At 43.4% G+C, this 13,335-nt stretch carries 8 protein-coding genes; 4 read left to right on the forward strand and 4 right to left on the reverse strand.

The genetic code is table 11. From position 1 onward, the window contains the following. Positions 1 to 14: 14 nt before the first annotated feature. Positions 15 to 1,442 (reverse strand): HAMP domain-containing sensor histidine kinase, encoded by a 1,428-nt coding sequence (locus NT175_10040; protein MCX6235042.1) that lies wholly within the window; start codon positions 1,440 to 1,442, stop codon positions 15 to 17. Positions 1,443 to 1,660: 218 nt separating this feature from the next. Between NT175_10040 and NT175_10045 the strand changes: the two genes are divergently transcribed. The 4 genes from NT175_10045 to NT175_10060 all read left to right on the forward strand — a co-directional run bounded on the left by NT175_10045 (position 1,661) and on the right by NT175_10060 (position 5,044). Then, positions 1,661 to 3,010, forward strand: coding sequence for a glucose-6-phosphate isomerase (locus NT175_10045; GenBank protein MCX6235043.1), 1,350 nt, complete (start codon positions 1,661 to 1,663; stop codon positions 3,008 to 3,010). Between the two features lie 99 nt (positions 3,011 to 3,109). Beyond that, entirely contained in the window at positions 3,110 to 3,787 is a 678-nt protein-coding gene (locus NT175_10050) for a cytidylate kinase-like family protein (GenBank protein ID MCX6235044.1), read from the forward strand. A gap of 12 nt (positions 3,788 to 3,799) precedes the next feature. Then, on the forward strand, positions 3,800 to 4,348 hold the full coding sequence (locus NT175_10055; GenBank protein ID MCX6235045.1) for a nitroreductase family protein: 549 nt from the start codon (positions 3,800 to 3,802) through the stop codon (positions 4,346 to 4,348). A 12-nt stretch (positions 4,349 to 4,360) separates the two neighbouring features. Further along, on the forward strand, positions 4,361 to 5,044 hold the full coding sequence (locus NT175_10060; GenBank protein MCX6235046.1) for a hypothetical protein: 684 nt from the start codon (positions 4,361 to 4,363) through the stop codon (positions 5,042 to 5,044). A gap of 14 nt (positions 5,045 to 5,058) precedes the next feature. Here the strand turns inward: NT175_10060 and NT175_10065 are convergent, their stop codons facing one another. The 3 genes from NT175_10065 to NT175_10075 all read right to left on the reverse strand — a co-directional run bounded on the left by NT175_10065 (position 5,059) and on the right by NT175_10075 (position 13,323). After that, positions 5,059 to 8,547, reverse strand: coding sequence for a C25 family cysteine peptidase (locus NT175_10065; GenBank protein MCX6235047.1), 3,489 nt, complete (start codon positions 8,545 to 8,547; stop codon positions 5,059 to 5,061). Positions 8,548 to 9,090: 543 nt separating this feature from the next. Next, positions 9,091 to 12,138, reverse strand: coding sequence for a M14 family zinc carboxypeptidase (locus tag NT175_10070; GenBank protein ID MCX6235048.1), 3,048 nt, complete (start codon positions 12,136 to 12,138; stop codon positions 9,091 to 9,093). A gap of 75 nt (positions 12,139 to 12,213) precedes the next feature. Beyond that, the gene (locus NT175_10075) at positions 12,214 to 13,323 is read right to left on the reverse strand and encodes an ROK family protein (protein ID MCX6235049.1); all 1,110 of its coding nucleotides are present in this window, start codon (positions 13,321 to 13,323) and stop codon (positions 12,214 to 12,216) included. Between the last annotated feature and the right edge of the window lie 12 nt (positions 13,324 to 13,335).

Consider the following 13,335-nt stretch of genomic DNA (forward strand, 5'->3'; position numbering starts at 1 on the left):
TCTTGATTCAGAGGTCATCCTTCAGGGATAAAGAACGTAAATTTACTTCCTTTATTGAGTTCGCTATCGATGCTTATCCGTCCACCGTGCTTGTCGATGATGGCTTTAACATAGCTCAGACCAAGACCGAAGCCTTTGAAATTATGAACATCGCCTGTAGGAACACGATAGAGTTTATCAAAGATCTTTTTTTGGTCGGCTTTGTTAATGCCAATACCGTTATCTTTCACTGATATCTCCACACCGCCCGGCACATTTTGGGTGGAGACAACAATGACTGGTTTCTTGGGTGAATACTTATTGGCATTTTCGAGTAAATTATAGATGACATTAGTAAGGTGCATCCGGTCGGCATTGATCACCGGTAATACTGCATGAAATTCCTTTATGATAATACCGTCGTTGATCTCTACTTGTATGCCGATATTTTTGACCACCTCCTCGATGATCTCATGAATGTTTACCTGTTCTTTTTTAAGTTTTAACTTACCCTTTTCCAATACAGCTGTCTGCAGGATTTTTTCTGCCATGGTTCCAAGACGTCTGTTCTCGTCGCTGATTATCCGGATATAATTGTTAGAAACACCCTCAATTTTGTTAATGTCCTTATCCATGAGTGCTTCGCATGCCAATGCTATAGTAGACACAGGCGTCTTGAATTCATGGGTCATATTATTAATAAAATCGGTTTTCATTTCTGTGAGACGTTTTTGTTTAATGACTGAATTGAGTGACAGGAAGAAAGAGATGATGATAACCAGTATGAGAAGGATTGAAATGATGAGCATACTGGCCATCTGGGTGACAAGAAACGTTTTCTCATGAGGGAAATAAATCATCAGGTAGTCGGGCTGGGAAAACATATCACTTGGGAAGAGTGTATATCCAAAACTTTTGTCTATCAACTCCTCGCCATAATTCCCTGTATTACTGAGCACTAACCTGTTTTTTGAAGAACTGTAAATGCCAAATTCGTATTCTGTGTTTATTCCTTTAGTTGATAACTGATTGGATATCAAAGAGTCAAGAACCTTTATATCGATCCTTTTCTCAATATCCATAAAATGTCGGAAAGCAAACATGTCTTCCATAACATCATTAAAAAGAGAAGATTTCTTTTGAAGAAGTGCGTTGACACGTTCGTCGGTTGAGCCATTTCTGAAGGATTCAATCTCTTGATAATAAAAAAGGTTAAGAGAGTCAATTTCGTGGAAAATATCTTTGCTGCTTTCGAAGAATTTAGATTTCTGTCGGATCTGGTTAGCTATCTCTATTTTTTCGAGCTTATCTACGACATTTGACATTGCTTCACTGACACTGCGTTTAAAAGTTGCCTGCTTAACCAGAATTGCATTCCTGATCCAGTAGACCTGAATGCTGACCAATCCAACCAGGGCGAGGGTAATAATTATCCCGATAAGGATGATGTAATGCTTTTTCATTCTGACAAAATTACTGATTGATAAGCAATTGTTATTTGTTTTAACAATAATTAACGATTATGATTAATGTGACAGGTAGCAGGTTGCAAGTTACATGGCTAATGAATAAAATTTATTTTATTAACCTGTAAATTATGACCTTAGTTAGGGTTGCCTGATGCAGACAGGTGTGTGGCATTTTTAGCTAATTTTGTAATTTTATAAGAAAAATCGGAATCATGGTCAATTTAGCATTGGATATCAGTAAGGTGTTTGATTTTGTGAGCAGGGATGAGATATTTTCTTTACAAAAGGAAATGACGGAACATCATAAAGCACTTTTAAACAGGACAGGGAAGGGTGGTGATTTTTTAGGCTGGATGACGCTTCCAAGGGATATTGATGAGAATTTGATACAGAGCATTGAGTCGGATGCCAGGCGTGTGGCAGAAATGGCCGATATATTTGTAGTGATCGGAATAGGAGGTTCTTATCTGGGTTCCAGGGCAGTCATTGAAGCACTGAGTGGTTATTTTGAGCATTTCAGGTCCGGGCGGGAACATCCTTTGGTGTTATTCGCAGGCCATCAAATTGACGAAGATTATCACCATGACCTGCTGGAAATCCTTGACAAAAGGGATTATGCTCTGACGGTCATCTCAAAGTCGGGCACAACAACAGAACCGGCTATCGCTTTTCGTCTGCTCAAAAGTCACCTGGAAAAAAAATATGGTGATAAAGGGGCAGGTGAACGTATCATTGCCATTAGCGATAAAAGCAGAGGTGCTCTCAAGAACCTCGCTGATATTGAAGGCTATAAGACCTATGTGGTTCCTGATGATGTTGGAGGACGATATTCGGTATTGACACCTGTTGGATTATTGCCCATTGCCGTTTCCGGTTTTGATATCCGGGAGCTTCTTCATGGGGCTGAACACATGATGAAGCTGAATGAAAAATCCAGCATATTTGATAAGAATCCGGCAGCTCTTTACGCAGCAACTCGTAATGCATTGTTCCGTAAAGGAAAGACCACCGAGATATTTGTAAATTACTCACCGGCATTATCTTATTTCACTGAGTGGTGGAAACAGTTATACGGTGAAAGTGAAGGTAAAGAAAACAAAGGTATTTTCCCGGCAGGAGCCAGTTTTACAACCGACCTGCATTCCATGGGACAATACATCCAGGAAGGATTGAGATTGCTTTTTGAAACAGTTTTACTAGTAGATAAGCCGCGCAGTGAACTTATCATTCCATATGAAACAGAGGATATGGATGGTTTGAATTACATTGCAGGACGAAGGATGCATGAAGTTAATCAAATGGCATCGCTGGGTACCATACTGGCACATACCGACGGAGGCGTGCCTAATATATCCATTACAATTCCAGTCATCGATGAATTACGCCTGGGTGAATTAATCTATTTCTTTGAAATATCCTGTGCATTGAGTGGTTACATGCTGGGAGTGAATCCCTTTGATCAGCCTGGTGTTGAAGCTTATAAAAAAAATATGTTTGCCTTATTAGGTAAACCAGGATTTGAACAGAATACAACAGAGCTGAAGAAAAGGTTAAAGGGCTGACAGAAAGACGTTCCTACAAAGGTTTTGATAACTTTAGCAATACTTAAATAACAACATTTTTAACCGGAGGGCAACATGCAGAGCTTTTTAAGTAAATATATGGAACAAAGGTTCAGGGATAAGGACATGGTTTATTCCGACGAACATGAGTCTTTGCCGGTAGTTACTATTTCGCGTGAGGCAGGGTGTGCTGGCACAGAGATTGCCGGCATGCTGGCACTCAGGCTGGATGCCCTGCATAAAGGTAAAGGGAAAAGCCAGACATGGCGGGTAGTGAACAAGGAGATCATTCATGACTCAGCTAAAGCACTTGACCTGGACCCTTCAATGATAAGTCAGTTATTCAAAGGTGAGAAGAAAGGAATCATCGATGATATGGTGTCATCGATGTCGAGAAAGTATTACAAGAGTGATTGGAAGATAAGGAAGACCATCACCGATATTATCCGGACCATTGCTGACCTGGGATATGTCATCATTGTTGGCCGCGCCGGGGTTGTTATAGCAAGAGACTATCCAAAGTCGTTGCATATCAAACTTCATGCACCTCAGGAGTGGAGAACGGAGGTGATCCAGGCCAGGCATAATATATCTTACCAGGAAGCCAGAGATTATGTAAATGAAACAGATAAAAGCCGTATCAAGCTGTTATCAGATTTCAAATGTGATAAAGCGGATTGTTATTTATTTGATGCCGTGCTTAACTGTAAGTCGCTATCGAAGGAACAAATTGTTGAGATAATTATCAAACTGATGGAAGTCAAAAAAATCATTTAAATAAACACAAGATTGGCAAGTTTTTCGGAATTGATTCATTTCAGGCAGAGCGTAAGGAAGTACAGCAACAGGCCTGTGGAAAAGGAAAAGTTATTGAAGTGCGTCGAGGCGGCACGCATAGCGCCTTCGGCCAGTAATTCACAACCATGGAAGTTCATTATTGTAGATGATCTGGGACTTAAAGACAAAGTGGCGAGGGCAACCTATAATCTAATCATTCTCTTCAATAAGTTCACACAGCAGGCCCCGGTGATGGTGGTCATTGTGATGGAAAAGCCCAGGTTAATCACACAGATAGGGGTAGCTGTGAAGAAGAAGGAATGGCCGTTAATCGATATCGGTATTGCAGCGGAGCATTTTTGTCTGCAGGCTGAAGAGGAAGGCCTTGGTACATGCATGATTGGATGGTTCAACGAGAAAAAAGTAAAACGTATATTGAACATTCCTTTCAGAAAAACCGTTGCCTTATTAATCAGTGTCGGGTATGCTGTTGATGATTACCCCCTGAGGGCTAAGATCAGAAAGGATATCCAGCATATGAGTGTCTTTAATCATTATTGATCATCCTTAAAAATGAAACCAATTCTAATTACAATACTCTTTTCTTTCAATATCCTATCGGTATTTGCTCAGGAGAAATCTTCATTTGTAGCCGTACGCAGCGGAGTCTCTTGTCCTCTGGGGGCATATTATTCTGCTGATCTTCAGGAAGGTTCATTTACTATGGCCGGATTTAACGCAACCTTAGAGGGAGCATGGTTTTTTAAGAGATGGCTCGGGGTGGGGGCTTCTGCCGGATTAAATCTTCACCCCATAGATGCAGGTGCTTTGGCAACAGCCACAATGGCAAGTGATGCCTTTATGACTAATCTGTCGGTTCGGTCGGATCCCTTCAGAGTGCTGACCTTCATGGCAGGTCCCTATGCATGTTTGGATTTACGGAAAAATTTTTCATTGACCTGTAAATTGCTTGGCGGCATGATACAGGCCTCTACACCTTATCAGCTTTATAAAGCCGAATATTTCATGATCGGGCGATACTGGTATGAGATTACCAGCTCCAGGGACTGGGAAGTGTCGTTCATGGCGGGTATTGGTGTCAGATACGATGTTTCAGATTGTATAGGAATTATGTTCGACACTGACTTCACTTATAATCAGTGTGAGTTTGGATTTATAACCTATAACGGGAGCATAACAGAACACAAAAAGATTCTCTTTTTAAATTCTACATTGGGGATTATAATTATTTTATAATCTCTGACCTCAGACTATTTAATGATTATTTTTTTGATCAGCTTAAAGTCATCGCCTTCAATAAACATCAAATACATACCCTTGTTTAAGTTTTTCAGGTCAATTAGCTGGTTGAAATTCTTGTCGGCGACGATATGATCATTCTCAAATACTTTATTTCCAAGCAGGTCAATGATGCGAATGCTGATCTGTTCGTCTTTTGCTGAGTTTATGGTTACTTTAAACAGTCCATTATTCGGATTAGGCATGATTTGAACATTCATTTCCTGTTCAGCCAATCCGACGGTATTATCAATGGTGATCTCAAGGATTTGCGAAAATGGGCCGTCGCCACAATCATTATAACCATTCAGGCGGATGGTAGCAACACCAACGTAACCATTATTCCAGTTGACCATGCATGATGTGCCGTCGCTGAGCAGGCTGCCGGCATACTCCGGATCAAGTTTCCAGTTGAATGCTACAGCATAGGCAGAGCCATCAGAAGTATATTCAGAAGTGCTTGTATAATAAAGATCGACGTATGTTGGTCCTTCCGGGGCAGCAGGTATCTCCGGCAGTGGATCGAAATTCAGCGCCATCTCATCGCTGACGGTTTTTGTTGAAGTGTAAATAGTCAGCGTGAGTGCAACAGCGCCTGATTCATAATCTGCCTGGCTGGGTGTGTAAACAGGATTAAGTATGGCTGGATCATCAAAGGTGCCGCTTCCTGATGTAGTCCATTCCAGGTAACTGTAATTGATAGCCTGTGCTGAAAGTGAATAATTCATTCCTTCACAAACACTTGCATCATCACCTGCAAAGACTTCAGGATCACTCAATGGTGGGAAATAAATATAATCGATCCAGGCACAATCATCACCAGCCGAGCCACCGGCATCTTTAATATATTTCCATTCAAATGTATGCAGACCTGCTGTGACGGTGTATGTTTCAAGGCTGTAAGCGGTCAGTCCCGCCCATTCGTCAACGATTATCCCATCAATAAGGAATTGCAGCTTATCACCAAAATTGGAAGAGATCATTTTATAAAAACTGATGGGAACAGAAAAAACAGCGTCGATATCAAGCTGCAGGCAGATTGAGCTGGACTGGTTGTCGCCAATCATACCGGATTTTGCACAGAATAGTCCGTTGAATGGATTTTCTGAATCAATAGTCCATGGGATATCACCATTAAAAGTCCATGCGAATGCTGTGAAGTTGCCGGTTTCGAAGTTTTCATCCGGAGACCTTGCTGTTGTGAATGACCAGACAGGCCCGACAGAGGTGCCATATTGATTAGTAGCTTCAATGCGCCAGAAAAACTGGGTTTGGAATTCGAGTTCCATGGCGGGTGTGAACATTTTGCTATATACTACCTCGCCATTCACCACATTGGAGGGGGGATTATCGGTACCCAGAAATACTGCATACTGAGCAGGTACACCACCCAGTCCATCTTCCCAGTATAATTTTGTAAATGGAGCGATAATGCCTTGTCCGTCGGCAGGAGTAGGATTTATCACCTGTCCCGGTTCTCCAACGACGGTAAGTGTGCCAAGGTAGGGTATACGATTATAGGAAGTCACGGTGAGTGTGAGTTCATCAAGACTATTAAGAGGATCAAAAGTCAATGAAGCCTCTCCGCCGGAGATGTAAGCTGTTGCGATAATTTGGTTTTGAAAGGTGAGGGAAACCAGACCTTCAGGTGTATTGGCACTGACAGTCAACTCAGAGGTTCCGAGCGGAACAGGATTCGGATAGGTGACTGACAGAGATAAAGGGAAGGCAGTTCTGACCATGACTGACGGATCGCCGAAGCAATTCCATGTATCGGTCATTTGATCACCGTCGATACCATAGGTGTCGTTCATTTTCATGCAGCCATTCATCGACAGTCCGCCGAAAGTTCTCTTGATATTGTCAGAATAGGATTCCACTAGAATATCTACCATCTCATCCTCTCCTTCCATCGGTGGGTTCCAGCTCTGATTAATGGTTGACATAAGTGCGGCGATGGCGCCTGTGGGTTGCCCATTCTGTTTGGCTCTCAGCCAGTTTTCAGCAAAGCAGGTATTACCAACAAAATCGCCATTTACACAAGCCACTGACCATATAAAAGGATATTTGCCATAATTAATCAGGTTGTTGACATCACTACTGGAAAAGCCCGATGTGCTCCAGGCGTCGACACTTCCATGACCCGTATAGAGTATGATGCCATTGCCGGTATTGACTTCATTGGACACCATGGAAGGATTTGGATTGCCAGGTTCGTCGTTACCGCCCTGGCTGCCATCAAAAAGTTCGGCATTGTAAGTATAAGTATAGTTCAGTAATTTGCTTTGCAAATCCCGGATATGTTCAAAGTCATATTCATTATCATCACCGGGGCCCTGGTCGGAGCCAATGCCTGTTGACCGGGTAAACCAGTTGTATGATACATCGGGATTCTTTTCATATTCAATAGTACGTTGCACCTGAATGGTCACCTGGTCAGGAATTTCAGCAGAGAAACGTCCAACGAACAAGTCCGGATAATGGTCATCACCGACTACATAGCCGTAGTCATTATCTGAATCGCCACTTGCATAACTCGACGGCACCTGGGCAGCATCACCCACAAGAAGGAGGTAAGCCAGGCCATAAGTATCATAATAATTGTGCACATAGGTTTTAATAGCTGAAGAGTTACCTATTGTTGCAACATCAACAATTACCACCGGTCTGCCGATCTGTTTTTTCCAGTTGATAAAAGGTTGCATGTATGGTATAAAATCACCATAGGAGATAATCAGCATATTACCCTCTTCTTCAACAGGTGTATAGCGCAAAGTGGAAGCATTGAGGAAATGGTCTTTATAAAGGGTATTGAAATCTTTATCCACTTTTGAGAATTCTTTTTTGCGGATCAGAATATTTATGCCTTCTTCACTGGTGCTGCTGACTTTAACAGTGATATCTGTATAAACTCTTAACGTTCTGGTTACCGGATTATACTGGAAGGGATAAACAATAACAGCCTGTCCCCGGCAATCTCTCAGGATATATGGATCACGCATGCTGGCAAGAGTGCCCGGATAGAATGCATTTGTACGATAAGCATCGCTATAAATATATGGAACTGTGGCCGGATCAATATCCCTGGTGAAATTACCTTTGGACGGAGCCACATCAATATCGTTGAACTCTTTGTATTGTGAAGAAATGATTTCCAGCGACATGGCAGCTCTGTCAGGAATAATGATTGAAGTGCTGAGTTTGGCAAGATCAGGGGCTCCGGCTTCCAGAACCGGCGTGGCCTCATCAAGTGTTATGATGAAAGCATTGCCACGCGGAGTGATGACCTCATTCATAAGGTAACCATCCAGAGTGAAACGGATGACCGATGTTTCAATATTTGACGATATAAGCGTAATATTTGCCGGTGTGGGATCCGGTGTGGAGATGGCTACCCATTTTGTGCCGTATCCTGAAAAAAGTGCAAAAAGGAAAATCAGCGTAAGAGTAAATTTTTTCATGGTCCGGAATAATTAATATTATAAGTAGATTCATTTCAGGTAAGTACAAAAATACAAATAATTTACATGAAATAGAAAAAATGTCTGCCTGAGGCAACTGATTTTCGGGATTGACAATAACTGTTACCTGCAGTCGGATTCAAATAAAAGAACCCTGGTGGATGACCAGGGTTCTTGAGGGTTGCAATGTATTGAGGTTTGAGAAACTTCAGCAAGTATCGATTTATTTCTGAATCACAAACTTCCGGGATACAGTTGTCTTTCCATCGTTGATCAGCATGAGATAAACTCCTTCGTAAATGCTGCCGAGCGTAATCTTCTTTACAAGGGTCTGATTTTGTTAATAAAGTGTTCACTGCATTTTTCAAAAATCAGAACAATAAATCAGTGTTTTCAAGGATTTCGGAGTATAAAAGGGCCAATGAGTGTCAAAGTTAGGAGAAAAGGGCGAATATTCCCGCCAGCATCATTCTTCGTCCTGTGATTCGTTTTATGTGTATTTCTGAAATTTTAGACGTTAATAAATAGTTTTGATTATCTGTATTATCTCGAAAGAATTAATTTTCCTGTCCTTGTCACCTTATCAGTAACCAGTTTATATATATATAATCGATCAGGTAACAGATGGTAGTGACTGTCGTCTCCCTGCCAGATAAAGGTGTGGGATCCATTGGCAAGTGTACCGTTGTATAATGTTTTTATCATTTTTCCCCTTGAATCGAAAATTTCCAGGGAAATTTTACCGGCATCCTGAAGAGTGACTATAAATGCCGTTGCCGCATTGAAAGGATTAGGCCTGACAATTATATCAGGCCATTGTTCTTTCGTTTCGCTGAATCCGGATGTAGGCATAAGTTCATAATTCACTTCTGTGGTATCATTCTCATAGATAACAGCTTCCATGCAAAGAGTATCATACTCTGGATGTGTAACGCAAATGGTATAAGTGCCTTGAATCAGGTCCAGTAAATAGTTGCCATCGGTCCCGGTAATCATCGCTCCGCCAACAGATGCACCTTCAACCGGAATCCCTGTAGTGACATTGGTCACAAGGCCTTTTACGACGCCCAAGTGATCAGGTGTAAGAGGTGGAAACATGATCAGGTCGATCCAGCCGCAATCGCTACCGCTGCTTGTCGTGACATCTTTTAGATACTGCCATTTGAACGTGTGTGTCCCATCTGAAACCGGGTAAGTGACCATTGCCCAATCCTTTTCGCCTGACCATCGGTCCATAAAAATATTATCGATGTAAAATTCCAGGTAGTCATAATCAGCTTCTGAAGATACTTTCCTGTAAAAGGAAATATCACCATTGGTCAGAATATCAAGTGTGAGGGTAAGAACCGACATCTGGAAGTCATTAATGCTGCCTGACTGAGCGCAATACAGACCCTGGAAAGGATTATTCTGAGTAATCAGCCATGGCGTATTTCCACCCTGTTGCCAATCATATGCAGAAAAGTCTCCTGTTTCCCAGTTCTCGAGGATTTGTCCGACGATAAAGGTCATTTGGTAACTATTGATGTAGGAACCATTGTTTGCAGTAGCTGCCAGATCGGTGTTGAACAAGTAACCGGATGGAGTGAGATCGCTGGCGGTAATAAGGAAAACGGCTTCGGCAGTCTGCCCCTGAGAGAGATTACCAAAGTCAGCAGGCAGACCGGAGACGCTAATGAACGTAGCATTCGTCGTGAGTGTCCCTGTTATATTTTCGGCTGCAGCATCGCCGTTGTTTCTGAGTGTAATATGCAATTCCACTGTTTCACCCGGATCAATGTGGCCATTGTTGTTGCCGGTTTCATCGGTGATATAATGATCAATTAATGCCAGGTAAACGCCTGATATTTGACCGATGGATTCGATAGCATCGAGGTCGAAGCCGGCATCAGGTGATGAGGATGTTCCATCGCCGTCATCTACAACTTTAAGGTATTGTGCCTCCACCATCCCGGTATTCATGAGGTCAAAGCCGGAAGTGCCGCTGCCTTCGCCAACAAGCGTCCATGGTCCATCCATCGTTTGGCCTGCATAGCAGGTATAACCCTCCGCTGAGGCATCGCCTTCATGAATGATGAAGTCATCACCCGGACCATCAGGAACGGGATATTGCATGTCGGCGATAAGCCATCCATTTTTACCGATAGAGTAGTATACATTGTCAGGCTGGCCAAGCATGGCAGGAGTATTGCCTTCATCGTGAAAGTTATTGTTGGGTATCTGACAGGCAATAAGCCGGTAAATATATTTTCCCGTGGCAGGCTGTAGCGCAAAGTCGGTGACGGTTGAATTTTCGGATGTGACAACAATATTATCTATCGCCTGGCTTTCATAACCGTTTGCCATGACTTTAATGCTAAAGGTTCCGGGAAGGACATACTTGTGGTAATCGCCGGCCTGTGGATCGATATATACCGGGTAAAAATCACTGACCAGCACGATGGCAGCAATGGGCTCGCCCGTTGTGAGGTCGGTCACCGTACCCTCCAGTCCATAGCCTGCCTGTTCTATCATAGCCAGCATGGCGGGTTTGTTGTAGGTATAATACATCATGATCTGTGATGGCGGGGGTTGTTTATCAAAAGATATTTCAATACTCCAGCTCACAGCACCCATGATGCCATAGGCTGCATCCTTGGAGCTGCCGTTGATAGGATACATACCTGTATAACCCTGGCTATATGGAAGACTGGAGTAGCCTGATGTGGAGGAGTATATGGATGCAAGATGGTTTATTGGATCATAATCGGGGCAGGGATCACTCCTGTAGCTCCAGGAAAAGGCGAGGAATTCACTTCCACTGTGGTAGCTGGTATACACCACAAACTGGTTGTCGTAAAGGCAGTTTCTCATAGCCTTAGTTTCTATCTGGGAGTAAGGTGAAGAGGTTCCACACGAGGCATCCCACATGTAACCCCAGTTGCGGTTAAGGTCAACACCGTTGGCATTATCGCGGGTCATGTTGGCCCTGCCGTCGGGATTGGCCATCAGGTACAACCATATCTCCCTGTTATTAATAAGATTCGTAATATAAGGGTCCACGGTATAGGCCTGGCAGAGATCGAGGGCAAAACGGATGATATTTTCGGCACCACCGATCTCATCACCATGTGTGCCGCCATCGAAATAAACTTCAGCTTCGTTCTCATCGGTCAGCACATTATCACTGATTTTCAAAGCAGCGAGCTGACGGCCCTGAACAGAGGTTCCTAACAGGTACTTATGGCAGATGCCAGGGAAATTGTCCGACAGGCTGTCGGCGAGATCAATGATCTGCTGATAGGAGTGGTAGGCATCGCGGTTTAGCCAGAAATCTTTATAGTATGCATTCAGGTCTTCCTTAAGGATATGATAGTTTAGACCAAGAAGGCGGATCTTCTCCAGTTCCGACGGCACAGCATATACAACGGCATACCGACCTTCGGGCAGGGTGTAAACATCGCCGTCAAGGTGAAGGGCGTACAATTTCTGAATTGCCTGCAGGTCAGGAAGAAATACCCTGACCTCCATCTCTTTATCCCGCCAGCCGGGCTGGCTGAATAATGAAAAACAGGAAAACAACATCAACAGAAAAAGCAGGTATTTCTTCATGATTTTTCAGCAATGAATTTGGAATTTATTTAGGATTTGGTAATTGGAATTTGGAATTTTTTGAAAAAGATGTCATCACTGAATACCTTTATCCAGTTTATTCAGTGCAAAGGCATAAGCGCCTATCGACACTGCACGGCTGGTGCCCAGGCGCCGGAATCCTACTCCTATGCGTTTCGCCGGATCATATCTAATCCTCTTTTTACTGAAGGGCACCTGTATCTCACGCGTGTCGCCTTTAAGGAAAAGTTCCAGCTCTTTAGGATCTTCCAGGTTGAAGGCTTTGATTTCCATGCGTGGCAGGGATTTGCCCTGTGCTGTATCAAAGGCTGCATTCATCTCCTCGACGAGGCACGACAGGAATAGGGGATAAGCCTTTGAAAGTCCGCCGCCTATGACCACCAGCCCGTCGAAAAGGGTAATGGCATTGGCGAAGGAATCACCGGCAACAATGGCCAGTTCCTCAAAGGCTTTCTCCGCTGCCTGCCGGTTGCCCGGTTTCAGTCCCATGCCTATTTCATAGATATCCTTTGGTGAAAGACTGGAATGATCACCTGACTCCCTGGCATAGACACGTTGCACACCGCGAATGCTGGTGCTTTCCTCCACGCTGAAATTATTATATAGCCTGTTTCGCATGCGGTTGAGCTCGCCCTGTGCCGAGTTGTCACCGGTGAAGAGTTCACCTTTTGAAACAATGCCACCGCCGAAGCCTGTCCCAAATGTCGCACCGAAAAGATTATGATAATATTTAGGACTGCCACGCTGAACAAGCAGGTCATTGATATATGGCAATAAACCTGCGAGAGCTTCGCCATACGTAAAGAGGTCACCATCGTTATTGATAAATACCGGTATGCCGAATTGTTCCTGCAGGGCGGGACCAAGGGCAACACCACCACGGAAGGTGGGCAGGTTCTCCAGGTCGCCGATGATGCCTGACTCATATTCAGCAGGTCCCGGAAATGCAAAACTGATGGCCACAGGTCTCTCCTTAAGCTGGTTGCTGACTTGGCTAAAACCGTCAATAATGGTCTTAATCACTTTTTCAAGAGTGTCGTGTCGCGATGGAAGGATGATGGAAGAGAGAATCTCGCTCTCGCCTTGAACTGCATTGAAAACCAAATTTGTACCACCGGCGTCAAGAGTCATGACGATGCGGTTATCGTGGCTGAAATGTCCCATAGTTAAATTAAA

This window comes from Bacteroidota bacterium (genome assembly GCA_026391695.1).
GTDB lineage: Bacteria > Bacteroidota > Bacteroidia > Bacteroidales > JAGONC01 > JAPLDP01.